The organism is Variovorax sp. FW301-JW7, assembly GCF_058788795.1.
This window is the reverse complement of the sequence record NZ_JBYTBC010000001.1, coordinates 1,061,896-1,084,019: the sequence shown is the minus strand read 5'-3', so window position 1 is coordinate 1,084,019 and position 22,124 is coordinate 1,061,896. Positions and strand designations below refer to the sequence as shown.

Genomic DNA, 22,124 nt, shown 5'->3' with positions numbered 1-22,124 from the left:
GTCCATGGTGCGCAAACGGCGCCGCGCGGGCACTACCCACGGTGGGTGGTCGCGGCCGCGAGGCCGTTCCGGCGGCCACCCGATCGGGGTGGCCGCGCCGGTGCGGGTGCGCGTTCTACTCGCCTTCATCCCCAAGACCCAGACACGAGGCCGACCCGGACCCCACCATGCAGGCAGCAGCCCCCCGCGCCACACACCCTTGCCCCACGCCCGCGGGCGTGACCGAGCGCCCCGTCGGCGCCTTGTGCATCGACCCGGCGCGCGCCCGCGGCGGCCTGCCGCGCGAGGCCCACATTCCCGAGACCAGCCTGTTCTGCAACCTGGAGACCTCGGCCCGCCGCTACCCGGCCAAGACCGCGGTGCAGTTCTTCGGCAAGGCCGTGCGCTACGACGAACTGCTGGCCGAGACCGAAGCCATGGCCGGCCACCTGCAGCATGCGTGCGGCGTGGCGCCCGGCGACCGCGTGCTCGTGTTCAGCCAGAACTGCCCGCAGTTCATCGCCGCCTACTTCGCGATCCTGCGGGCCGACGCGGTGTTTGTGCCGGTCAACGCCATGCTGCTGCGCGACGAACTCGAACACATCGTGCAGGACAGCGGCGCGGTGGCGGCCTTCGTGGCCAGCGAGCTGCTCGAACGCATCGCGCCGCTCGTGGGCACCGGCGCACTGCGCCAGCTCGTGGTGCATGCCTACGGCGACGCGCTCGGCGACGCGGACGACGACGCCGCCCTCGTGCCGCCCGACTGGGTGCGCGCGCGCATCGCCGACGTGGCGCTGCCGCCGGCCGCCGTGTCCTGGCAGGCCGCGCTGGCGCGCCGGCAGGTGCCGCACCCGCACCGCGCCGGGCCCGACGACCTGTGCATGCTGCCCTACACCTCGGGCACCACCGGCAAGCCCAAGGCCTGCGTGCACACGCACCGCACCGTGATGACCTCGTGCGTGGGCTCCTCGCTGTGGCGGCGCACGCACCCGTCGTCGGTGTACCTCGCGGTGGCGCCGCTGTTCCATCTGCTGGGGCTGCAGAACAACGTCAACTCGGCCATCTTCTGGGGCGGCACCATCGTGCTCATGCCGCGTTGGGACCGCGAGGCCGCGGCGGTGCTGATCGAGCGCCACCGCGTGAGCTTCTGGGCCGCGCTGCCGGCCATGCTGGTCGACTTTTTCGCGCAGCCCGGCATCGAGCAGCGCGACCTGTCGAGCCTGGCCGTGGTCACCGGCGGCGGGGCCGCCACGCCGCAGCATGTGAACGACATCCTCAAGCAGCGCTACGGCCTGGACTACATCGAGGGCTACGGCCTGACCGAAAGCGCCAACTTCCTGTGCGCCAACCCCATGCACCAGCCGAAGAAGGGCTGCCTGGGCGTGCCCACCTTCGGCGTCGACCTGCGCATCGTCGATCCGCAGACGCTGGCGCCGCTGCCGCAAGGCGAGGCCGGCGAGATCGTGGTGCACGCCGCGCAGATCATGCTGGGCTATTGGAACCACGCGCAGGCCAATGCCGAGAGCTTCTTCGTGCGCGACGGCAAGCGCTTCTTCCGCACCGGCGACCTCGCCAGCATGGACGAGGAAGGCTACGTGTTCATGCGCGACCGCCTGAAGCGGATGATCAACGCCTCGGGCTTCAAGGTCTGGCCGGCCGAGGTCGAGGCCGCGCTGCACACGCACCCGTCGATCCTCGAAGCCTGCGTGATCGCCGCGCCCGATGCGCGGCGCGGCGAAACGGTCAAGGCCGTGGTCACGCTGCGCGACGGCTGCAGCGATGACAGCGCCGGCCTGCTGGCCTGGTGCCGGGAGCACATGGCGGCCTACAAGGCGCCGCGCATCGTGCAGATCGTCAAGGCGCTGCCCAAGTCGGCCACCGGGAAGATCGCCTGGCGCGAACTGCAGGAGCAGGAGGCACGCGATGCGCACGCTGCCGAAGCCGACGCAGAAGCACCGGCCCACTGACCGAAGGCCCCGCACCATGTCCATGACCCTTGCGCTGCGGCGCTCGATCCAGGCCACGCCCGAGCGCATCGCCACCGTCTTCTACCAGCGGCGCCAGAGCTTTCGCACCTTCGGCGACCGCGTGGCCCGCCTGGCCGGCGCCCTGCAGTCCCTCGGCATGGGCCCGGGCGACCGCGTGGGCCTGCTGGGCGTGAACTCCGACCGCTGGCTCGAAGTGCTCATGGGCGTCTGGTGGGGCGGCGGCGTGCTCAACCCCGTCAACACGCGCTGGAGCGTGCCCGAGATCGTCTACTCGCTGGACGACTGCGACACCGGCATCCTCGTGGTCGACGATCATTTCCTGGACCGCGTCGAAGGCATCCGCGCCAGCGCCAAACGGCCGCCGGTCTTCGTCTATGCGGGCGAGGGCCGCGCGCCAGACGGCATGCCGTCGCTGGCCGCACTCATCGACGCCGCCGCGCCGGTCGAGGACGCCGACCGCTCTGGCGACGACCTGGCCTGCATCCTTTACACCGGCGGCACCACCGGCTTTCCCAAGGGCGTGATGCACAGCCACTGGACGCTGTGGGCCATCGGCGTGCAGCGCTTCGCGCAGACGCCCATGCCCGAAGGCAGCATCGCGCTGCACGTCGCGCCGCTGTTCCACATGGGCGGCATCGGCCGCGCGCTGGTGCAGTTCATCGCCGGCGAAACGCACGTGCTGGCCACCGCCTTCGACGCGCGCGAGGTGCTGCAGACCATCGAGCGCGAGCGCGTGACCGACGTGCTGCTGGTGCCCACCATGCTGCAGGCGCTCATCACGCACCCGGAGTTCGACTGCTTCGACCTGGGCAGCCTGCAGCGCCTGGTCTATGGCGCTTCGCCGATCGCGGAGCCGGTGCTCGAGCGTGCGATGGCCCTGCTGCCGGGCGTGGCCTTCACCCATTCCTACGGCATGACCGAACTGGGCGGCGCCACCTCGAACCCGCCGGGCAACCACGGCGCCGAAGGCCGCGCCTCGGGCCTGTCGCGTTCGGCCGGCCGCGCCAACGTCGGGGTCGTGGTGAAGGTGGTCGATGCCAACGGCCGGGAACTGCCGCGCGGCGAGGTCGGCGAGCTTGTCGTGCGCGGGCCCAACGTGATGCGCGGCTACTGGAACAAGCCCGAGGAAACGGCGCGCGTGCTGCGCGACGGCTGGCTCTACACCGGCGACGGCGCCCGCATGGACGAAGGCGGGCACATCTTCATCGTCGACCGCCTCAAGGACATGATCGTGAGCGGCGGCGAGAACGTGTACTCGGCCGAGGTCGAGAACGTGATCGCGCGGCATCCGGCCGTGCAGGCCTGCGCCGTCATCGCCGTGCCGCACGCCCAGTGGGGCGAGGCGGTGCATGCGGTGGTGGTGCGCAAGCCCGGCGCGCAGCTCGACGACGCGACCCTGCACGCGCACTGCCGCGACGCCATCGCGGGCTACAAGTGCCCCAAGAGCATCGAGTTCCGCGAATCGCTGCCGCTGTCCGCCGCGGGCAAGGTGCTCAAGCGCCAGCTGCGCGAGCCGCATTGGGCGGGGCAGTCCCGCCAGGTGAGCTGAACCGTGGCGCGCTTTCGCACCCGCCTCACCGAAGGCTTCGGCATCCGCCATCCGATCCTGCTCGGCGGCATGCACCATCTGGGCCAGTCGGACATCGTCGCGGCGGTGGTCAATGCCGGCGCGATGGGCTTCATCACCGCCCGTTCCTTCGACACGCTCGACGACTTTCGTGCCGACCTGCGCCGCTGCCGCGCGCTCACGGGCGGCCGGGCTTTCGGCGTCAACCTGACGCTGTCGCGCCGCGCGGGCGCCAACGCGCAGGTGCCGGGCTGGATCGAGGTGGCGCTGGCGGAAGGCGTGCGGCATTTCGAGAGCGCCGGCGATTCGCCCGAAGCGCTGGTCGAGCCCATCCATCGCGGCGGCGGCCTGCTGATGCACAAGTGCCCCAGCGTGCGCCATGCGCAGAGCGCGGCGCGCCTGGGCGTCGATGCCATCGCGCTGGTCGGTTGCGAGGAGGGCGGTCACCCCGGCGCCAACCCGCTGTCCGCCTTCGTCAACGGCGCGTTCGCGCTGGAACAGATCCGCTTGCCGCTCGTGCTCGGCGGCGGCATCGGCAGCGGACGGCAGATCGCGGCGGCGCTGGCGCTGGGCGCCGACGGCGTGGTGATGGGCAGCCGCTTCCTGGTGGCGAGCGAAGTCCGGGCCCACGAGGCGCTGAAGCGACGCATCGTCGAGACCGGGCCCGAGGGCTCGACGGCCATCCTCGGCTCCATCGGCGACACCTGGCGCGTGCTGCACAACGAGGCCGCGCGCGAAGTGCAGCGCCTGGAAGCGCAAGGCGTGCGCAGCCATGCCGGGTTCGGCGACCTGATCCTGTCTTCGCGCACGCGCCAGCGCGTGTATGCCGACGGCGACGTGGACGGCGGCATCGTCTCCTTCGGACCGGGCGGTGCGTTCGCCGACGAGATCGTGCCGGCCGCGCAGATCGTGGAGCGCCTGATGCGCGATGCCGCGCGGGCCGCAGGGGCCTTCGCGCGACAACACATCACGGCGACTGAACTCAGCCCTTGAACACCGGCGCGCGCTTCTCCACGAAGGCCGCCACGGCCTCGTGATGGTCCGCCGTCTGGTGCGACATCACCTGGAAGGCCGCCGACATTTCCAGCAGCGTATCGAGACGCGAGTGCAGCGCCTCGCGCAGCAGGCGCTTGGCCAGGCGCACGGCATGCGGCGGGTTGGCAGCAATCTGTTCGGCGATGGCGCGGGCCGTGGGCATCAGCTGATCGCGCGGCACCACGCGCGACACCAGGTTCCATTCCGCGGCCTGGCGCGCGTCGATGGTCTGGCCCGTCAGGGTGAGTTCGGTGGCGCGCGACAGGCCGATGATGCGAGGCAGCAGCCAGGCACCGCCGTCGCCGGGAATGATGCCCAGCTTGACGAAGCTTTCGGCAAATTTCGCCTCTTCGGCCGCCACGCGGATGTCGCACATGCAGGCCAGGTCCAGGCCCGCGCCGATGGCGTGGCCGTTCACCGCCGCGATCACCGGCACCTCGAGGTTGAACAGCGCCAGCGGCAGCTTCTGGATGCCCAGGCGGTATTCGCGGCGCAGCTCCATCGCGGGCAGTTCGCTGTAGCGCCCCATGTCGCGCACATTGCCGCCCGAGGAGAAGGCCGAGCCCGCGCCGGTGAGGATCACCGCGCGCACCGAGTGGTCGGCGTGGATGCGGTCGATGGCGGCCAGGAACTCCGGCACGGCCGTGTTGCCGGTGAGCGGGTTGCGGCGCTCAGGGTCGTTCATCGTCAGCGTGACGATGTGGCCGTCTTGTTCGTAGCTCAGAAAGTCGGTCATCAAAGAATCTCCTCCATGGTGAATTGCAGGACCGAGGGCGTCGCGCTGCCGAGCAGCGCCTCGCCGACGATGCGGTTCCAGTAGGTTTCCGAGCCGTCGGCCATGCGCCATTCGTGCAAGCGGCGGCTGTAGAGCTGGAGGTCGAACTCCTCGGTGACGCCGATGGCGCCGTGCAGCGCATGCGCCGTCGATGCCACCAGCGGCACCGAGGCGCTGGTGCGCGCCTTCGCGGTGGCGGCGGCCAGCAGCGGCGGGATCTTTTCGCCGGCCCGGAAGGCCAGCTCGGCCGCCACGCCGGCGCACGCGACGTGCTCGGCCATCACGCTCAGCTGGTGCTGCACCGACTGGAACTTGCCGATCGCCTTGCCGAACTGCACGCGGTCGTTGCAGTAGCCCAGCGTCATTACGAACAGGCGCTCCATGGCGCCCGCGAGGGCGGCGGCATGCAGCGCCACGCTGAACACGGCGACCTGCGCGCCTTTGTCGCCGACCGGTGCACCGACAGCATCTGCGGTCCAGCGCAGCGATGCGCCGAGGCTGCCGCGAACGCCGGTGGTCGTGCGCTGCGCGCGGGCGGCGTCGAGCAGCACGAGCTGCCCGTCGACGTTGGCGAGCACGTGCTCGGCGATGGCGCCGAACGCGACGTGGGCCGCGCTCACCGACCCGTCGGCCGCGCGCCGCGCATGGCCCACGAGCGTGAGCAGGCCGGGCGGCGGTGCCACGTCGCCCAGCAAGGCGCGCGCTGCGATGCGCTGCGCCGCGGGCACCGGCACCGCGTGCCGGCCGAAAGCGACAAAGATCGGAAAGACCGCGTCCAGGTCGAGCCCGGCGCCGCCGGCGTCTTCGCTGGCCATCAGTTCGAGGAACCCGCTCTCGGCCAGCGCGCCCCACAGCGCTGCGGCCGATCCGCCGTTCTCGATCGCGCGGATGGCACCCGGCGTGCAGTGGTCGACGAGGATCGCCTCGATGGCTTCGGTGAACATGTGCATGTCTCCTTGAGGGGCGTGCTCAGCGCAGGCCCAGGCCGCGCGCGATCATGCCGCGCAGGATCTCGCGCGTGCCGCCGCGCAGCGAGAAGGTGGGCGAGATCTGGCTCAGGTAGGCGATCGTGCGGTGCAGGTCGGCATCGACCTCGGCGGCGCGCGCCGGGTCGGCCGCCACGGCCGCTTCGATGGCGGCGGGAATCGCCTGCTCGAACTCGGTGCCGATGTCCTTGACCAGCGCCGCCTCGACCACGGGGCTCTCGCCGCGCGCCAGCTTGGTGGTCACGGCGATCGACAGGCTGCGCAAGGTGGCGAGCTGGGTCGTGAAGCCGCCGAGCAGCACGGCGTCGGCCGGCGTGAAGCCGCTCGTGCGCAGGCTCCGCAGCCAGGTGTCGAGCAGCACCACGCTCGAATACAGCCGCTCGGGCCCGCTGCGCTCGAAGGCCAGCTCGGCGTTCACCTGCATCCAGCCGCTGCCTTCGTCGCCGATCAACGCGTCGTCCTTCAGGAACACGTCGTCGAAGGTGACTTCGGAGAAATGCGCGTCGCCCGTGAGGTCGACGATGGGCCGCACCTGGATGCCGGGCAGCGAGAGGTCGACGATCAGCTGCGACAGCCCGGCGTGCCGGTCTTCCGGCGCGCCCGAGGTGCGCACCAGCGCGATCATGTAGTGCGAGCGCTGCGCGTTGGTCGTCCAGATCTTGCGGCCCGTCAGGCGCCAGCCGCCGTCCACGCGGGTGGCGCGCGTGCGCACGCTGGCCAGGTCGGAGCCGGCATTGGGCTCGCTCATGCCGATGCAGAAGAAGGCCTCGCCGCGGCAGATGCGCGGCAGGTAGAAATCCTTCTGCGCCGCGGTGCCGAATTTGTTGATCAGCGGGCCGCTTTGCCGGTCGGCGATCCAGTGCGCGGCCACGGGCGCGCCGGCCGAGAGCAGTTCCTCGACCAGCACGAAGCGGCGAAAGGCATCCAGGCCCGCGCCGCCATACGCGGCGGGCAGGGTGATGCCGACCCAGCCGCGCTGCGCGAGCCGCCGGCTGAAGGCCGCGTCGAAGCCCATCCAGGTGCGCGCGCGCACGGCGGGCGCGGCCGGCGCCAGGTTCGTCGCGAGGAACTCGCGCACCTGCGCGCGGAAGGCCTCGGCCTCGGCGGGCAGTTGGGCGAGGCGGAAGGACTCGAGCAGTGGGCTCATGCTAGTGCTCCGTGGGAATCTCACCGGTGGTGAGCGCGTTGGGCGCGGCCTGCTTCACCAGCCCGGGGATCAGATCACCCAGTTCCTCGACCGTCCAGCGCCCTTGCTTCTCGATGCGCGGGCCGGCGTGCCAGCCCTCGGCCACCGTGATGCGTCCGCCGCGCGCGCCGAACACGCGCCCCGTGATGCCGCTCGATGCGCTGCTGCCCAGCCAGGCCACCAGCGGCGCCACGTTCGACGGGTCCAGCGGATCGAAGTCGGGCGTCTCGTTGCGGATCGCCTGCCACTTGGGGCTGGCGAAGATGTCCTCGGTCAGCCGGCTCATGGCGGTGGGGTAGATGGCGTTCACCGTCACGCCGTAGCGGTCGAGCTCGCGCGAGGCGATCACCGACAGGGCGGCGATGCCGGCCTTGGCCGCGCCGTAGTTCGATTGGCCGGCGTTGCAGTACAGGCCCGAGGACGAGCTGGTGTTGATGATGCGCGCGTCGCGCTGGCGGCCCGCCTTCGACTCGTTGCGCCAGTAGGCGGCGGCGTGGCGCGAGGGCGCGAAGGTGCCGCGCATGTGCACGCGGATCACGGCATCCCAGTCTTCCTCGTCCATGTTGACCAGCGTGCGGTCGCGCAGGATGCCGGCGTTGTTGACCAGCACGTCGAGGCCGCCGAAGGTGGTCACGGCCGCGTCGATCATGCGCTGGGCGCCGGCCCAGTCGGCCACGTCGTCGCCGTTGGCGATGGCCTGTCCGCCCATCGCTTCGATCTCGGCCACGACCTCCAGCGCCGGGCCGCTGGCCGCGCCGGGGCTGCCGTCGCCGCGCCCGCCCAGGTCGTTCACCACGACCCTGGCGCCCTGGCGTGCGAATTCGAGGGCGTACTCGCGGCCCAGGCCACGGCCCGCGCCGGTGATCACGACCACGCGGTCCTTGCAGAGTTGCTGATTCATGTCGATGCGCTCCTTACTTTTGCGAGAGGTCGACCTGCTTCGACAAGGCGCGGTAGCGCGCGCGTTCCGACGCGATCATCTCGCCCATCTCCTTGCTGCCGACGGTGAACACTTCGGCGCCCGCCGTCTCCGTCACGTAGGTGGCGAACTCCGGCTGCTTCATGGCCTTGAGCAGCGCCGCCTCCAGCGTCTTCACGGCGGGCTCGGGGGTCTTGGCGGCCACGCCCAGGCCGATCCATACGTACAGGTCGTAGGTCGGCTGGCCGCTCTCGCGCACCGTGGGCACGCTGGCCAGCTTGGGGTGGCGTTCCTTGCCGGTCACGGCCAGCGGTCGCACCTTGCCCGAGGCGATCAGCGGCAGCGCGCCGCCGACGTCCAGCAGCGCCAGGTCGACCTGGCCGCCCATCAGGTCCGTCTGCACCTGGCCGGGCGACTTGTAGGGGATGTAGTTGAACTCGACGCCCGCGCCCTGCTGCAGCATCAGCGCGCCGATGCGGTAGTGGTTGCTGTAGCTGGCCATGCTCACGGTCTTCGGGCTCTTCTTCGCCGCGGCCATCGCTTCGGCGTAGGTCTTGTAGGGCGAGTTGGCGCCGGTCACCAGCACCGCCGCACTGCGCAGCATGGTGGCGAGCGGGCGCAGGTCTTTCTGCGCGTCGTAGGGCAGGCTGTCGTTGATCAGCGGGTTGATCACCATCGACGAGGGCGAGAGCATGAGCACGCTGTAGCCGTCGGCCGGCGAGGCCAGCACGCTCTGCACCGCCAGCACGGCGTCGCCGCCCGGCTTGTTCTCGATGAAGGTCGACTGGCCGCCCAGCTCCGGCGTGACGAGCCGGGCCACCAGGCGCGTGACCGTGTCCGAGCCGCTGCCCGGCCCGAGCGGCACGATGAAGCGCACGGGGCGCGAGGGAAAAGCGTCGGCGGCCTGCGCGGGCGCCGTCGCGACGGCGCAGAGCGAGGCCAGTGCGGCGCCCAGCAGGCGAAAGGTGTGGCGGCGGTTCATGTCGTGTCTCCATTCGGTTTCTTGAATCAAAGGCGCGCGAGTCGCGCGGCCTGTGCGTCCACGTCGCCGAACAGCTGGTCGAGCACGTGGACGCGGCGCAGGCAGTGGCCCACGGCGTATTCCTCGGTCATGCCGATGCCGCCGTGCGACTGGATCGCCTGCTGGCACAGCGCCCGCGCATGGCGGCCGATGGCCAGCTTGGCGCGCGGCAGGTCGGTGGCGGCCTGGTCCGAGGCCGGGTCGTCGACGGCCACCGCGGCGGCGATCGCCATGCTGCGCGCCATCTCGAGCGCGACGGCCATCTCGGCCACGCGATGGCGCAGCGCCTGGTACTCGCCGATGAGGCGGCCGAACTGCTTGCGCGTGGTGACGTAGGCGGTGGTGAGCGCAAAGGCCGCCTCCATGGCGCCGACCATGTCGGCGCAGACGGCGGCGGTGCCGGCGGCCACGGTGGCGTGGAGGGCGGCCGTGGCCTGTGCGTGATCGGCCACGTCGCCCAAAGGCTCTGCGACCGTGCCTTCGAGCCGCAGTTCGCCGGCGGGTGTGTCGTCGATCAGGCGGAAGGGGCGCAGCTTGGCATCGGCGGCCTCCACGAGGAAGAGCGCCAGGCCGTCTTCGTCGCCGGGTTGGCCGCTCAGGCGCGCGCTCACCACGAAGCGATGGGCCGCGCCGGCATGCAGCACGAGCGACTTGGCGCCGTCGAGGTACCAGCGCTCGCCGTCGCGCCGCGCACGGGTCTCGACCCACAGCGGCGCGTGGCGCCCCGGCGCTTCGTCGTGCGCCCAGGCCATGCGCAGGCTGCCGTCGGCCAGGGCCGGCAGCAGGCGGTCTTTCTGCGCGTTGCTGCCCGCCGACAGCACGGCCGTCGTGGCGAGCACGCTGGAGGCCAGGTAGGGTTCGAGCAGCAGCGCGCGGCCGAAGGCCCGCATCACCGGCAGCCGGTCGCCCGCGCCGCCGCCCAGGCCGCCGAAGGCCTCGGGAATGCCCAGGGCCGTGACGCCCAGCGCGGCCAGCCGGTCCCAGGCCGCTTCGCTCCAGCCGGCCGGCGAACGGGCGATGGCGCGGCGCTGCTCGAAACCGCAGTGGTCGTCCAGCAGCCGCGACAGGCTGTGCGCCAGCGCCTGCTGGTCTTCGTTCAGGTCGAATTGCATGGCTTCTTATCCCAGGAGCGTCTTGGCCAGGATGTCCTTTTGGACCTCGCTGGAGCCGCCGTAGATGGTGGTCGCGCGGTAGAAGAAGTAGCGCGGGGCGGTGGCGGCCAGCGCAGGCAACTGTCCGGCATCGCCTTCGATGTCGTGGCGCTCCAGGCCGGCCGGGCCGGCCAGGCGCGCGACCAGCGTGGTCAACGCCTGCATCAGCTCCGAGCCCTTGAGCTTGAGCACCGAGGCGAAGCCGGGGTTCTTGCGCCCGATCTCGGGGTCGAGCAGGAAGCGCCAGTTGGTCAGCTCCAGCGCGCGGATCTCCGCGCCCAGCTCGGCCAGTTCGGCGCCCAGCTTCGGGTCGTCGAGCAGCCGCGTGCCGCCCTGGCGGATGCCGGCCGCGAGTTCGCGGGCGGCGTCCAGGCGCTCCCAACACAGGCCCACGTTGGCGATGTTGGTGCGCTCGCTGGCCAGCAGGTACTTGGCGCAGTCCCAGCCGCGGCCTTCCTCGCCGACGAGGTTGGCGACCGGCACGCGCGCCTTGTCGAAGAAGACCTCGTTGAGGTGGTGCTGCCCGTCGATGGAGACGATGGGGCGCACCGACACGCCCGGCGTCTTCATGTCGATCAGCAAAAAGGAGATGCCGTCCTGCTTGCGCGCCGTCTGTTCGGTGCGCACCAGCGCGAAGATCCAGTCGGCCTGGTGGGCCGAGGTGGTCCAGATCTTCTGGCCGTCGACGACGTAGTGGTCGCCGTCGCGCACGGCGCGCGTGCGCAGCGAGGCCAGGTCGGAGCCGGCATCGGGCTCCGAGAAGCCCTGGCAGAACCACAGGTCGAGCCGCGCGAGCTGGGGCAGGAAGAAGCGCTTCTGCGCCTCGGTGCCGAAGCGCAGCAGCACCGGGCCGAGCATCGCGATGTTGAAGGGCAGGGGCAGCGGCGCGCCGGCGCGCTGCAGTTCTTCGAACAGCACCAGCCGCTCGGTGGTGCCCAGGCCGGCGCCGCCGTATTCGGCGGGCCAGTGCGGCGCGGCCCAGCCGCGCTCGTGCAGGATGCGCTGCCAGGCCACGGTGTCCTGCTTGCGCGGCGCATGGCCGCGACGCAGGCGCGCGCGGATGTCGGCGGGCAGGCGCTCGGCGATGAAGGCGCGCACCTCGTCGCGGAAGGCGAGGGCGTCGGCGGGCAGCTGCAGGTCCATGTCAGTTCCTGCCGTAGAGGGTCACGACGCAGGCGCCGCCCAGGCCCACGTTGTGCTGCAGGCCCAGGCGCGCGCCCTCGACCTGGCGCTTGTCGGCGCTGCCGCGCAGCTGGTGCGTGAGCTCGTAGCACTGCGCCAGGCCGGTGGCGCCCAGCGGGTGGCCCTTGGACAGCAGGCCGCCCGAGGGGTTGATGACGACCTTGCCGCCGTAGGTGTTGTCGCCGTCGTTGACGAACTGCTCCGCGCCGCCCTCGGGGCAGAAGCCCAGCGTCTCGTAGCTGATGACCTCGTTCTGCGCAAAGCAGTCGTGCAGCTCGCACACGTCGATGTCCTCGGGGCCGACGCCGGCCGCCTCGTACACGCGGGTGACGGCGGTGTGCGTCATGTGCGTGCCGATCCAGCTGAGCATCGACGGCGGCTCGAAGGACTGCACCGGGTCGGTGGCCATGGCCTGCGCCAGGATCTGCACGTCGGTGCGCAGCCCGTGCTTCTTCGCGAAGCGCTCCGACACCAGCAGCGCCGCAGCGCCGCCGCAGGTGGGCGGGCAGGCCATCAGGCGGGTCATCACGCCGGGCAGCAGCACGGTGTCGTTCATGACCTCTTCGGTCGTCACGACCTTGCGGAACAGCGCCAGCGGGTTGTTGGCCGCATGGCGGCTGGCCTTGGCGCGCACGGCGGCGAAGGTTTCCATGCGGCAGCCGTAGCGCTCCATGTATTCACGGCCCGCGCCGCCGAAGGTGCGCAGGGCCTGCGGCATGCCGTCCATGTCGGCCGTGAGGCCGCGCAGCACCGGCAGGAAGCGCTCGCGCGTGGGTGGGCGGTCGTCCCAGTGCGACTTGAGGGCGCCGGCCTGCATCTGCTCGAAGCCCAGCGCCAGCACGCAATCGGCGTCGCCCGAGGCGATCGCCTTGCGCGCCAGGTACAGCGCGGTCGAGCCGGTGGAGCAGTTGTTGTTGACGTTGACCACGGGGATGCCCGTCATGCCGACTTCATACAGCGCCGTCTGGCCGCAGGTGGAGTCGCCGTACACGTAGCCCACGTAGGCTTCCTGCACCGCGTCGTAGCCGATGCCCGCATCGGCCAGCGCGCGGCGCACGGCCTCGGCTCCCATCTCGGTGTAGCTCAGGCTCTGGCCCGGCTTGGCGAAGGGGATCATGCCGACGCCGGCGACGATTACTTTTTCGGTCATGTGTGTGGTCCTGCGAGGAAGTGGAGTCAGAGTTTTCGAGAAATAAGGTCGCGCTGCGTTTCGTTGCTGCCGCCGAACACGCGCGTGATGCGGTAGTCGGTGAAGGCGCGCGCAATCGGGTACTCCAGCATGTAGCCGTAGCCGCCGTGCAGCTGCACCATGTCGTCGATGCACTTCCACAGCGTCTCGGTGGCGAAGAGCTTGGCGATGGCCGCCTCCTGCACGCTGATGCGCCGGCGCATGTGTTCGCCGATGTAGTAGTCGACCAGCGTGCGAGCTGCCACCGCCTGCGCCTTGATGTCGGCCAGCTTGAACTTGGTGTTCTGGAAGTCCCACACCGTGCCGTCGAAGGCCTTGCGTTCCTTCACGTACTCGAGCGTCTGCTCCAGCAAGCGCTCCAGCTTGGCGGCGCTGTACACCGCGATGATCAGGCGCTCCTGTGCCAGCTCCTGCATGAGGCAGACGAAGCCCTTGTTCTCTTCGCCCAGCAGGTTGTCGACCGGTACGCGCACGTTGTCGAAGAACAGCTCGGTGGTGTCGGCGGCCGGCTGGCCCACCTTGTTGAGCTTGCGCCCGCGCCGGAAGCCCGCGCGGTCGGCCTCGACCATGATCAGGCTCACGCCCTTGCTGCCCGCGCTCGGGTCGGTCTTACAGGCCACCAGCACCATGTCGCAGTTCAGGCCGTTGCTGATGAAGGTCTTGCTGCCGTTGATGACGTACTCGTCGCCGTCGCGCACCGCGCTCGTGCGGATCGACTTGAGGTCGGAGCCCGTGCCCGGCTCGGTCATGGCGATGGCCATGATGGTCTCGCCACGGCAGATCTTGGGCAGCCAGCGCTGCTTCTGCTCCTCGGTGCCGAAGCGCACGATGTACGGGGCGGTGATGTCCGAATGCACCGACAGGCTGAAGCCCGAGACACCCGAGCGGTGCAGCTCTTCGGCCAGCACGCACGAGTGGCCGAAATCGCCGCCGCCGCCGCCGTATTCGGCCGGCACGGTGACGCACAGCAGGCCCTCGCGGCCGGCCTTGAGCCAGGTCTCGCGGTCGGTGCGGCCGGCGGCGTCCCAGGCGGCCTGGCGCGGCAGGCATTCGCGCTCGAAAAATCGCCGTGCGGTGTCGCGCAGCATCTCATGGTCTTCGCGGTACACGGTGCGGTGGATGTTCATGCAGGTCTCCTTGTCTTGCAGCGATTCTGGGCGCCGCACCCCCTTAACCCCACTACCCCGATCGGGTGGCGGGCAGGCCACAATGCCGGCCAGAGACATGCAGAACAAGCCACTTTTCCCCTCGCGTTCGCCCGACGCCTCCGGGCTCAAGGCCCTGGTCGCCACCAAGATGGTTCCCCCCCGCAGCGCCGGGCGCGCCGTGGCCCGTGAGGCGTTGCTGGCGCGGCTGATGGAAGGGCGCCGCCGCCGCTGTGTCGTGCTGCAGGGCCCCGCCGGCTGCGGCAAGACCACCACCCTGGTCGCGTGGCGCCAGGCATTGCTGCCGCTGGGCTTCGACGTGGCCTGGCTCAGCCTCACCCCCGAGGACAACGAGCCCACGCGCCTGCTCGACTACCTGCTGGCCAGCGTGGCGCAGGTGGCGCCGGTCGCCACGCAGGAGGCCGCCGACTACGCCGGCCGCGGCGTCGACAGCGAAGCCGTGGAACGCGCCCTGATCGCGCTGGTGCGCGGCATTGCCGCCCATCCGCGCGAACTGGTGCTGGTGCTCGACGACCTGCAGCACCTCATGGATGCGCGCCTGCACGAGGCGCTGCAATGGCTGCTCGACTACGCGCCGGGCAACCTGCACCTGGCCATCGCCTCGCGCGGGGCGCTGCCGCTGTCGCTCGACCGCCTGCGCGCCGAGGGCCAGGTGCTGGAGATCGACGTGCGCGACCTGCGCTTTTCGCCGGCCGAGTCCGAGCGCTTCCTGCAGTCGCAACTGGGCAGCATCGCGCCGCGCGACGCGCTGGCGCTGCACGAACTGTGCGACGGCTGGGCGGCCGGGCTGCAGCTGCTGGCCATCAACTGGAAGAAGCGCCGCCAGGAGCTGGGCGTGGGCGCGGGCCAGGTGCCGGGCGACTTCGTGCGCGCCCACGTGCAAGACCCGCAGGCCTTTGCCGCGTACTTCGAGAAGGAGGTGCTGTCGCACCTGGCGCCGGCCGACCTCGACCTGCTGATCAGCGTGTCGGCCTGCAGCCGCTTCTGCGCGCCGCTGTGCGCGGCCTTGCTCGGCCGCCCTGCGGACGACCCCGCCACGGCGCCGCTGCTGGCGCGGCTGGAGGGCGAGAACCTGTTCATCGTGCCGATCGAGAGCAGCGCCGAGCGCGAGACCTGGTACCGCCTGCACCCGCTGCTGCGCGAGACGCTGCGCGGGCGCCTGCGCCAGCGCAGCGAGGCCGCGCAGCGCGCGGTGCACCGCATCGCGTGGCAGTGGTTCCGCGACCACGGCCTCATCGACGAGGCCGTGCGGCAGGCCGTGGCGGCGGGCGAGGGCGCCGCCGCTGCCGCGCTGGTCGAGAAGTCGGCCCACGGCCTGGCCGTGCGCGGCGAGCTGCGCAAGCTGATCGGCCTGGTGCGCCAGCTGCCGCCGGCCGAGGTGCAGGCACGCATCGGACTGCGGCTGTGGATGATCCGCATCGAGCTGTTCGCGCGCGAGCTGGACGCCTTTTCGGCCCACATCGCGCGCCTGCGGCCCGACATTCCGCCGGACGACGCCATCAGCCACTACTGGCTCACGTTGCTCGAGGCCTCGCTGGCCCTGCAGCGCGACGACACCGACGCCGCCCAGGCGCTGCTGCCGCGCCTGCAGGCCGCGCCCGAGGGTGCGGACGCGCTGGCCACGGGCGCGCGCGACAACATCCTGTCGTGGCTGTACATGCACCGCGGCGACTACGAGCGCGCGCGGCGCGTGCAGCAGGACAACCCGATCCGCCTGATCGACGGCGAGCCGCTGCGCGGCAGCTCGTCGGGCACGCTACAGGGCCGCAGCCTGGCCGGCCTGAGCTACGCCATGGAAGGGCGCATGACCCAGGCCGAGCGCGTCTACCGCGAGGTGCTGCGCGAGGCCAACGAGGGTGGCAGCGCCTGCGTCGACGCCACCTACCTGTCGACCGCGCTGCTGGGCGAGGTGCTGTACGAGCACGGCGAGATCGACGCGGCGCTGGCGCTGCTCGAAGACCGCGTGGACGCGCTGGAGCGCGTGTCCATTCCCGACTCGGTGCTGCGCGTGCACCGCTCGCTGGCTTCCGCGCACTGGGCGGCCGGGCGGCGGATGGAAGCCATGGCCTGCCTGGAGCGGCTGGAGGACTACAGCGCCGCGCTGGGCCTGGACCGGCTGCTGGTGCACAGCCTGACGATGCAGGTGCACTACCGCCTGCAGATGGGCGATGCGGCCGCCGCCGAAGCGGCGCTGTCGCGCGCCAACGAGATCGACGCGCGGCATGCCGACGCCGCGCACAGCGCACTCGGCGAGATCGCCGTGGTGGCCGAGCGCGCGCGCATCCGCTGGGCGCTGGCCCGCGGCGACACCGACGACGCCGCGCGCCGGATCGAAGCACTCATCGCGAACATCGAACTGCGCGGACGGCAGCGGCTGATCGCGCAGATGAAGCTGCTGCAGGCCCTGATCGAGCAGCGCAGGGGCAGGGCGCAGGCCTCGCGGGAATGCACGCTCGCGGCCTTGCGCAGCGGCCACCGGCTGGGCCTGGTGCGCAGCCTGCTCGACGCCGACCCGGCCGTGATGACGCTGGTGGCAGAAGTGGCCAAGGACGCATCGCTGGACCCGGTGCTCGGGTTCTATGCGGAGCGCCTGGGTCGCGTGGGACTCGTGCCTGTCGCTGCCGATGCGACGGTCTCCGTGGGTGTGGCCCCCGAGGCGGGCAGGCGCCCGGTCGAGCCGTTGAGCGAACGCGAGCGCGACGTGCTGGGCTTGCTCGCTCAGGCCATGCCCAACAAGAAGATCGCGTTGGCACTGGGCTTGTCCATCGACACCGTGAAGTGGCACCTGAAGAACATCTACGGGAAGCTGGGCGTGGCAGGGCGGGATGAAGCGGTGGCGTGGATGCAAGGGGGCGGATGAACGGAGGGCATATCCTCTCTCCACCGAAGGTGCGCGCAGCGAAACGACCCGAGAGCTACGCACTGTCTTCGGAGTCAATCTCGTCACATCTCTGGAATCATTTTCATGACGTCAACTGCAGCGGCCGTAGAAGAGATTTCCCGGGTAGTTTGCGAACAGCCACATCGGAAGGAACCTCATCCTGCCAACGACCAAGGCGCGGGGCGGCGCCTGTCGATTCTTTGGCGCATGCAATGCGCCTTTCGCTGAACAGAAATCGGACAGCTGCAAACAAGTTCCTTGGGAGTCGTTTTCGCCAGATGCCGACGCTGGTTGCTGGTATGCGACCGGCGTCGCTCATTCGCGAGCGCAAGCCGATTTGCCGTAAGAAGCCTGGGCGCCACCGTCGAAGCAAGGCGCTGGGGCCCGTGTGGAAGGCCGCAGCGACCGTTGGCGCACGACCGCTGGAGAACGGCGCCTGCCCCCCAACGCGGGTGGCCGCCCCGGCCGGTTCAGACGGCCTACTCAAGCCCACGGGTCGAAATCCGCCCGCAGCCCCGAGAAACGAAAGCCCGGCCGCCATGCACCCACTTCCCAGTCCAACCCTGCACCAAGGCGCCACCTTCGCCGAGCTCTACCGCGGCGCCTTCAAGGCCTTCGCCATGCGCGAAGCGCTCGTGGGCGATGGCGTGCGCATGAGTTACAGCGAACTCGAGCAAGGCTGCCATCGCATGGTGCGCTGCCTGCAGGCGATGGGCCTGCAGCGGCAGGACGGCATCGCCGTGCTGGCCGCCAACCGGCCCGAATCGGTGATGGTCATCATCGCGGCGCACCTCATGGGGCTGGTCTACACGCCGCTGCACCCGCTGGGGTCGGAAGAAGACCAGGCCTTCATCCTGAGCGACGTGAAGGCCAGGGCGCTGGTGATCGGCGTGCCGCACCATGCCGGGCGCGGGGCGGCGCTGGCGCAGCGGCAGCTGGTGCCGCATGTGCTGACGCTGGGGCCGGCCGCCTTCGGCATCGACCTGCTGGCGGCGTCGCGCGGCCTGGACGGCAGCGACACCACGCTCGACGCGCGGCCCGACGACATCCTCAAGATCGCCTACAGCGGCGGCACCACGGGCCGCTCCAAGGGCATCGTGCATCACCACCGCACGGTGGTGACGTCGGCGCTGCAGCAGCTCGCCGGCTGGGAGTGGCCGCAGGAGGTGCGTTTCCTGGCGGCCACGCCGGTGTCGCATGCAGCCGGTGCGATGCTTCTGACGACCTTCCTGCAGGGCGGCACGGTGCATCTGCTGGAGCGCTTCAGCGTCGATGGCTTTCTGCACACAGTCGCGACCGAGCGCATCACCACGACCTTCCTCGTGCCCACGCAGATCTACAGCCTGCTCGACGCTTCCGAGGCGCTGGACGCGCACGACGTGTCGAGTCTGCAACTCGTGCTGTACGGCGCCGCGCCGATGGCGCCGGCACGCCTGCGGCAGGCGCTGGGCCGCTTCGGCCCGGTGTTCGCGCAGGTTTACGGCCAGGCCGAGGCGCCCATGACCATCAGCTACCTGCGCCGCGACGAGCACGACCTCGATCGCCCCGAGCGGCTGGGCAGTTGCGGTCGCAGCCTGCCGGGCAACCAGGTGCGCCTGCTCGACGCCCACCACGCCGAAGTGCCGGTGGGCGAGATCGGCGAGCTGTGCGTGCGCGGCCCGCTGGTGATGTCGGGCTACCTCGACCGGCCCGAGGAAACCGCCAGGGCCTTCGCCGGCGACTGGCTGCACACGGGTGACATGGCACGCCGCGATGCCGACGGGTTCCTCTACTTGGTCGACCGCGCGAAGGACATGATCATCAGCGGCGGCTTCAACGTGTACTCCAGCGAAGTGGAGAGCTGCCTGGCGCAGCACCCGGGCGTGGCGCTGTCGGCGGTCATCGGCGTGCCGCACGCGAAGTGGGGCGAGGCGGTGATGGCGGTGGTGGTGCGCAAGGAGGGCGCGCGGGTGGAGGCCGACGAGCTGATCGCCTTCGTCACCGAGCGCAAGGGCGTGGTGCAGGCGCCCAAGGTGGTGAGCTTCGTCGACACGCTGCCGCTGACCGCGCTCGACAAGGTGGACAAGAAGGCGCTGCGCGCCAGGCACTGGGTGGGGCAGGACAGGCAGGTCGGATAGCCGTCATGCCAAACGGCCGCACGCGGCGGCCGTTTGGCAGTCGAGCCGGTGCCGTCTCAGTCCACCCTTGCGCCCGACACCTGCACCAGCTTCTGGATCACCGGCCCGCTGGCCTCGAAGTTCTTCCTGAACTCGGCCGAGCTGTTGCCCATGCCCACGAGGCCGAAGGCCTGGAAGCGTGCCTTCATGGCGGCGGTCTGCACGACGGCGCGGGCTTCCTTCTCCAGCCGCGCGAGGATCGGCGCGGGGGTCTTGGCGGGGGCGGTCAGCATCACGCCGCCGATCGGCTTGAACTCGTCGTCCGGAAAACCGGCCTCGACCATGGTGGGCACGTTCGGCAGCTCGGGCAGGCGCTTGTCGCCGACGATGGCCAGGGCCTTCAGGCGGCCGCTGGCGATGTGCGGGGCCATGGTGCCCAGGGTGCCGATGCCCATCGGGATCTGACCGCCGAGGATGTCCTGGATCATCGGCGCTTCGCCCTTGTAGGCGGCATGCGCCATGTCGAGGTGGCGCGATTCGCTCAGGTGCGCCATCAGCAGGTGGCTGGAAGAGCCGACGCCGAACGAGCCGTAGTTGACCTTGCCCTTGTTGGCGGTGGCCCAGCTCACCAGCTCCTTCATGTTCTGCACGGGCACGTCCTTGCCGACCGCGAACACCAGGCTGGCCGAGCAGATCTCGGTGATGAAGGCGAAGTCGCGCCGCACGTCGTAGGGCACCTTCGAGAACATGTAGGGCGCGTAGTAGATCGGCGTGGCATGCGAGAAGAACAGCGTGTAGCCGTCGGGCGCGGCGCGCGCCACCGCCGAAGCGCCGAGCAGGCCGGAGGCGCCGGGCTTGTTGTCCACGATGACGGTCTGGCCCAGGCGCTTGCCGAGTTCGTCGGCCATCACGCGCGCGAGCACGTCGGTGGCGCCGCCCGGTGGCGCCGGCAGCACGAGCGTGATGGTGCGCGTCGGGTAGTCCTGCGCGAAGGCGAGGGTGCCGCAGGCGAGGGCGGCGATGCCGATCCATCGCCTGGCGAAATGAGATGTGCTGTGCATGGTGTCTCCGTTTTTCTGTGAATGCGGGGCAGGGCGCGCGTTCAGGCGCGCGCCACCTGCGGGCCGGGCTGCGGCGCGAACAGCTGCGTCACCAGGCCGGCCCGGCGCGCGCGCGTGGCCGACTGGTTGACGTAGCCCTTGTCGGCGATTTCGTTGGCGTCCATCGAAGGCGGCTCGGCCATGAGCAGCAGGCGCTCGACGCGCAGGCTGGCGCTGCCGCCGTCCTTGCGCAGGCGCTCGCCCAGGGCCGCGACCAGCGCCGGATGCGCCACGAGCTCGGCGGCGTCCAGGCCCGCGAGTTCGGGCAGCAGGCGCTGGCAGGCGGCCACGTTGGGCCAGGCCAGTGCGGCGACGTAGGTCTGGTCGTGGCCGCAGATGACGGCGTCGGTGATCAGCGGCGCGCAGCGCTCGACCAGCCCCAGGCGGACGGCGCCGGTGCGCACCCACGTGCCGTTGACCAGCTTGAAGTCTTCCGCCACGCGGCCGTCGAAGCGCATGCCCCGGGTGGGGTCGTTCGCATCGACCAGCCGCACCGCGTCGCCGAGCTTGAAGAATCCCTCGTCGTCGAAGGCCGCCGCCGTGAGCGCGGGCTGCGCGACATAGCCGCTGAAGTTGTGGGCGCCGCGCACCCGGATCTCGTAGCGCTCGCCTTCCAGCGGCACCAGCTTGATCTCGGTGCCGGGCGCGGGCGCGCCGATGTTGGCGAGGTCGTCGCAAGCCCAGTTGCGGTAGGTGCCCACGCCGGTGGTTTCCGTCGAGGCCAGGCCGGTGCCGAACACGATGCGTTCGCCCACGGTGCGCTCGGCCACGCGCTGGATGCGCTCGTTGACGTCCTGGGGCAGGCTGGCGCCGCCGTAGCCGAAGTTGACGACGCGCGCGAACAGGCTGCGCGCCAGCTGCGGGTCGCGCTCGAGTTCGGTGGCGAGCAGGGTCCACGCCGAAGGCACGCTGGTCAGCACGGTGGGCGAGACCTCGCGCAGGTTGCGCACCGTGCGCTCGAACAGGCCCGGCAGCGGCTTGCCGTCGTCGATGTAGTGCGTGGCGCCGAGCAGCACCGCGCGCCCGAGGTTGAGCACGCCGCCCAGGGCGTGGTGCCAGGGCAGCCAGTCGAGGAACACGGGAGGCTCGTCCTGCTCGGCGAAGCTGGCGAACATGTCCGACTGGCTCGCCGCGGTGGCCTGCAGGTTGCGGTAGCTGATGGGCACGCCCTTGGGCACGCCGGTGGAGCCGGAGGTGAAGAGAATGCGCGCGATGTCGTCCGGGCGGATGGCCGCGTGCGCGGCGGCTACGCGGTCGCGGCACGCGGCCGTGAGTTCGCGCGCCGAAAGCGCCTGCCACGACATGGCCCCCGGCGCGGCGCCATGCACCGCGATCACCGGCACGTCGGGGCCGCCCACGGCCGCCGCCGCGCGTTCGAAGGTGGCGCCGTCCTGCACGAACAGCGCGGCCGGCGGCACGAGCTCGCACACGCCCTTGAGGCGCGCGAAGTCGCGGCTCAGCAGCGAGTAGGCGGGCGACACCGGCGCGACCGGCACGCCGACATATTCGGCGGCCAGCAGCAGCACCAGCTGCTCCAGCGAGTTGGGCGAGAGCACGATCAGCGGGCGGCCCTGGCCCAGGCCGAGTTCGAGCAGGCCCGCGCCCACGATCTGCACCTGCTGCCACAGGGCGCGCCAGCTGAGGCGCTTCCATTCGCCGCTGTGCGCGTCGCGTTCGCAGAAGGCCGGCAGGTCGCCGCGGCGTTCGGCCCAGTGGGGGATGTAGCCGGCGAAGCCCGTGCGGCCCGTGGCCTTGGGCGTGAGCGGGGAGCGCAGGATCAGCGTGCCGTCGGCGCGCCGTTCGCACAGGGTCTGGCGCACCGCATAGGGCACGGCGCGGTAGCGCACCGCGGCAGGGGCCCGGGTGGGTTCGTCGGCGAGGGTTGTCATGTGTGTCGTGTCTC

At 70.9% G+C, this 22,124-nt stretch carries 16 protein-coding genes; 5 read left to right on the top strand and 11 right to left on the bottom strand.

Annotation, left to right across the window (positions count from 1 at the left end; genetic code table 11):
- Positions 1-167 precede the first annotated feature (167 nt).
- Genes AC3WQM_RS04840 through AC3WQM_RS04830 form a run of 3 tightly spaced genes read left to right on the top strand, consistent with a single transcriptional unit; the run spans position 168 to position 4,527 of the window.
- Entirely contained in the window at positions 168-1,946 is a 1,779-nt protein-coding gene (locus tag AC3WQM_RS04840; RefSeq protein ID WP_492677153.1) for a long-chain-fatty-acid--CoA ligase, read from the top strand.
- A gap of 16 nt (positions 1,947-1,962) precedes the next feature.
- Positions 1,963-3,516 carry an acyl-CoA synthetase gene (locus AC3WQM_RS04835; protein WP_492677152.1) on the top strand — a complete coding sequence of 518 codons (1,554 nt, stop codon included), beginning with the start codon at positions 1,963-1,965 and terminating at the stop codon, positions 3,514-3,516.
- 3 nt (positions 3,517-3,519) lie between these two features.
- The gene (locus AC3WQM_RS04830; RefSeq protein WP_492677151.1) at positions 3,520-4,527 is read left to right on the top strand and encodes an NAD(P)H-dependent flavin oxidoreductase; all 1,008 of its coding nucleotides are present in this window, start codon (positions 3,520-3,522) and stop codon (positions 4,525-4,527) included.
- On the opposite strand, the gene AC3WQM_RS04825 is transcribed toward AC3WQM_RS04830, so the two are convergent.
- Genes AC3WQM_RS04825 through AC3WQM_RS04785 form a run of 9 tightly spaced genes read right to left on the bottom strand, consistent with a single transcriptional unit; the run spans position 4,517 to position 14,105 of the window.
- Positions 4,517-5,305, bottom strand: a complete 789-nt coding sequence (locus AC3WQM_RS04825; RefSeq protein WP_492677150.1) for a crotonase/enoyl-CoA hydratase family protein — start codon at positions 5,303-5,305, stop codon at positions 4,517-4,519. The genes AC3WQM_RS04830 and AC3WQM_RS04825 overlap by 11 nt on opposite strands.
- A complete protein-coding gene (locus AC3WQM_RS04820; protein WP_492677149.1) occupies positions 5,305-6,288 on the bottom strand; it encodes an acyl-CoA dehydrogenase family protein in 984 nt (327 codons plus the stop codon). The genes AC3WQM_RS04825 and AC3WQM_RS04820 overlap by 1 nt, the downstream gene beginning before the upstream one ends.
- Before the next feature lie 25 nt (positions 6,289-6,313).
- Positions 6,314-7,477, bottom strand: a complete 1,164-nt coding sequence (locus tag AC3WQM_RS04815; protein ID WP_492677148.1) for an acyl-CoA dehydrogenase family protein — start codon at positions 7,475-7,477, stop codon at positions 6,314-6,316.
- 1 nt (position 7,478) lies between these two features.
- The gene (locus AC3WQM_RS04810; protein WP_492677147.1) at positions 7,479-8,417 is read right to left on the bottom strand and encodes an SDR family oxidoreductase; all 939 of its coding nucleotides are present in this window, start codon (positions 8,415-8,417) and stop codon (positions 7,479-7,481) included.
- A gap of 13 nt (positions 8,418-8,430) precedes the next feature.
- Positions 8,431-9,417 carry a Bug family tripartite tricarboxylate transporter substrate binding protein gene (locus tag AC3WQM_RS04805; protein ID WP_492677146.1) on the bottom strand — a complete coding sequence of 329 codons (987 nt, stop codon included), beginning with the start codon at positions 9,415-9,417 and terminating at the stop codon, positions 8,431-8,433.
- 26 nt (positions 9,418-9,443) lie between these two features.
- Positions 9,444-10,568 (bottom strand): acyl-CoA dehydrogenase family protein, encoded by a 1,125-nt coding sequence (locus AC3WQM_RS04800; RefSeq protein ID WP_492677145.1) that lies wholly within the window; start codon positions 10,566-10,568, stop codon positions 9,444-9,446.
- Positions 10,569-10,574: 6 nt separating this feature from the next.
- Positions 10,575-11,750, bottom strand: a complete 1,176-nt coding sequence (locus AC3WQM_RS04795) for an acyl-CoA dehydrogenase family protein (RefSeq protein ID WP_492677144.1) — start codon at positions 11,748-11,750, stop codon at positions 10,575-10,577.
- 1 nt (position 11,751) lies between these two features.
- A complete protein-coding gene (locus AC3WQM_RS04790) occupies positions 11,752-12,939 on the bottom strand; it encodes a lipid-transfer protein (protein ID WP_492677143.1) in 1,188 nt (395 codons plus the stop codon).
- Positions 12,940-12,965: 26 nt separating this feature from the next.
- A complete protein-coding gene (locus AC3WQM_RS04785; protein WP_492677142.1) occupies positions 12,966-14,105 on the bottom strand; it encodes an acyl-CoA dehydrogenase family protein in 1,140 nt (379 codons plus the stop codon).
- A 97-nt stretch (positions 14,106-14,202) separates the two neighbouring features.
- Here AC3WQM_RS04785 and AC3WQM_RS04780 point away from each other — a divergent pair, with 97 nt between their 5' ends.
- Both AC3WQM_RS04780 and AC3WQM_RS04775 read left to right on the top strand, forming a co-directional pair.
- On the top strand, positions 14,203-17,004 hold the full coding sequence (locus AC3WQM_RS04780) for a winged helix-turn-helix domain-containing protein (protein WP_492677141.1): 2,802 nt from the start codon (positions 14,203-14,205) through the stop codon (positions 17,002-17,004).
- A 560-nt stretch (positions 17,005-17,564) separates the two neighbouring features.
- Positions 17,565-19,142, top strand: coding sequence for an AMP-binding protein (locus AC3WQM_RS04775; RefSeq protein ID WP_492677140.1), 1,578 nt, complete (start codon positions 17,565-17,567; stop codon positions 19,140-19,142).
- Positions 19,143-19,198: 56 nt separating this feature from the next.
- Here the strand turns inward: AC3WQM_RS04775 and AC3WQM_RS04770 are convergent, their stop codons facing one another.
- Together AC3WQM_RS04770 and AC3WQM_RS04765 are read right to left on the bottom strand one after the other, a co-directional pair.
- Positions 19,199-20,182, bottom strand: a complete 984-nt coding sequence (locus AC3WQM_RS04770; protein WP_492677139.1) for a Bug family tripartite tricarboxylate transporter substrate binding protein — start codon at positions 20,180-20,182, stop codon at positions 19,199-19,201.
- 41 nt (positions 20,183-20,223) lie between these two features.
- Positions 20,224-22,110, bottom strand: coding sequence for a feruloyl-CoA synthase (locus AC3WQM_RS04765; protein ID WP_492677138.1), 1,887 nt, complete (start codon positions 22,108-22,110; stop codon positions 20,224-20,226).
- Positions 22,111-22,124 lie beyond the last annotated feature (14 nt).

What these genes read in the sequence shown, in the direction of transcription:
- AC3WQM_RS04820 (WP_492677149.1), bottom strand. Translation starts at nt 6,288, where the DNA reads ATGTTCACCGAAGCCATCGAGGCGATCCTCGTCGACCACTGCACGCCG.
- AC3WQM_RS04805 (WP_492677146.1), bottom strand. Translation starts at nt 9,417, where the DNA reads ATGAACCGCCGCCACACCTTTCGCCTGCTGGGCGCCGCACTGGCCTCG.
- AC3WQM_RS04785 (WP_492677142.1), bottom strand. Translation starts at nt 14,105, where the DNA reads ATGAACATCCACCGCACCGTGTACCGCGAAGACCATGAGATGCTGCGC.
- AC3WQM_RS04795 (WP_492677144.1), bottom strand. Translation starts at nt 11,750, where the DNA reads ATGGACCTGCAGCTGCCCGCCGACGCCCTCGCCTTCCGCGACGAGGTG.
- AC3WQM_RS04810 (WP_492677147.1), bottom strand. Translation starts at nt 8,417, where the DNA reads ATGAATCAGCAACTCTGCAAGGACCGCGTGGTCGTGATCACCGGCGCG.
- AC3WQM_RS04775 (WP_492677140.1), top strand. Translation starts at nt 17,565, where the DNA reads ATGCACCCACTTCCCAGTCCAACCCTGCACCAAGGCGCCACCTTCGCC.
- AC3WQM_RS04825 (WP_492677150.1), bottom strand. Translation starts at nt 5,305, where the DNA reads ATGACCGACTTTCTGAGCTACGAACAAGACGGCCACATCGTCACGCTG.
- AC3WQM_RS04790 (WP_492677143.1), bottom strand. Translation starts at nt 12,939, where the DNA reads ATGACCGAAAAAGTAATCGTCGCCGGCGTCGGCATGATCCCCTTCGCC.
- AC3WQM_RS04835 (WP_492677152.1), top strand. Translation starts at nt 1,963, where the DNA reads ATGTCCATGACCCTTGCGCTGCGGCGCTCGATCCAGGCCACGCCCGAG.
- AC3WQM_RS04815 (WP_492677148.1), bottom strand. Translation starts at nt 7,477, where the DNA reads ATGAGCCCACTGCTCGAGTCCTTCCGCCTCGCCCAACTGCCCGCCGAG.
- AC3WQM_RS04800 (WP_492677145.1), bottom strand. Translation starts at nt 10,568, where the DNA reads ATGCAATTCGACCTGAACGAAGACCAGCAGGCGCTGGCGCACAGCCTG.
- AC3WQM_RS04765 (WP_492677138.1), bottom strand. Translation starts at nt 22,110, where the DNA reads ATGACAACCCTCGCCGACGAACCCACCCGGGCCCCTGCCGCGGTGCGC.
- AC3WQM_RS04780 (WP_492677141.1), top strand. Translation starts at nt 14,203, where the DNA reads ATGCAGAACAAGCCACTTTTCCCCTCGCGTTCGCCCGACGCCTCCGGG.
- AC3WQM_RS04840 (WP_492677153.1), top strand. Translation starts at nt 168, where the DNA reads ATGCAGGCAGCAGCCCCCCGCGCCACACACCCTTGCCCCACGCCCGCG.
- AC3WQM_RS04770 (WP_492677139.1), bottom strand. Translation starts at nt 20,182, where the DNA reads ATGCACAGCACATCTCATTTCGCCAGGCGATGGATCGGCATCGCCGCC.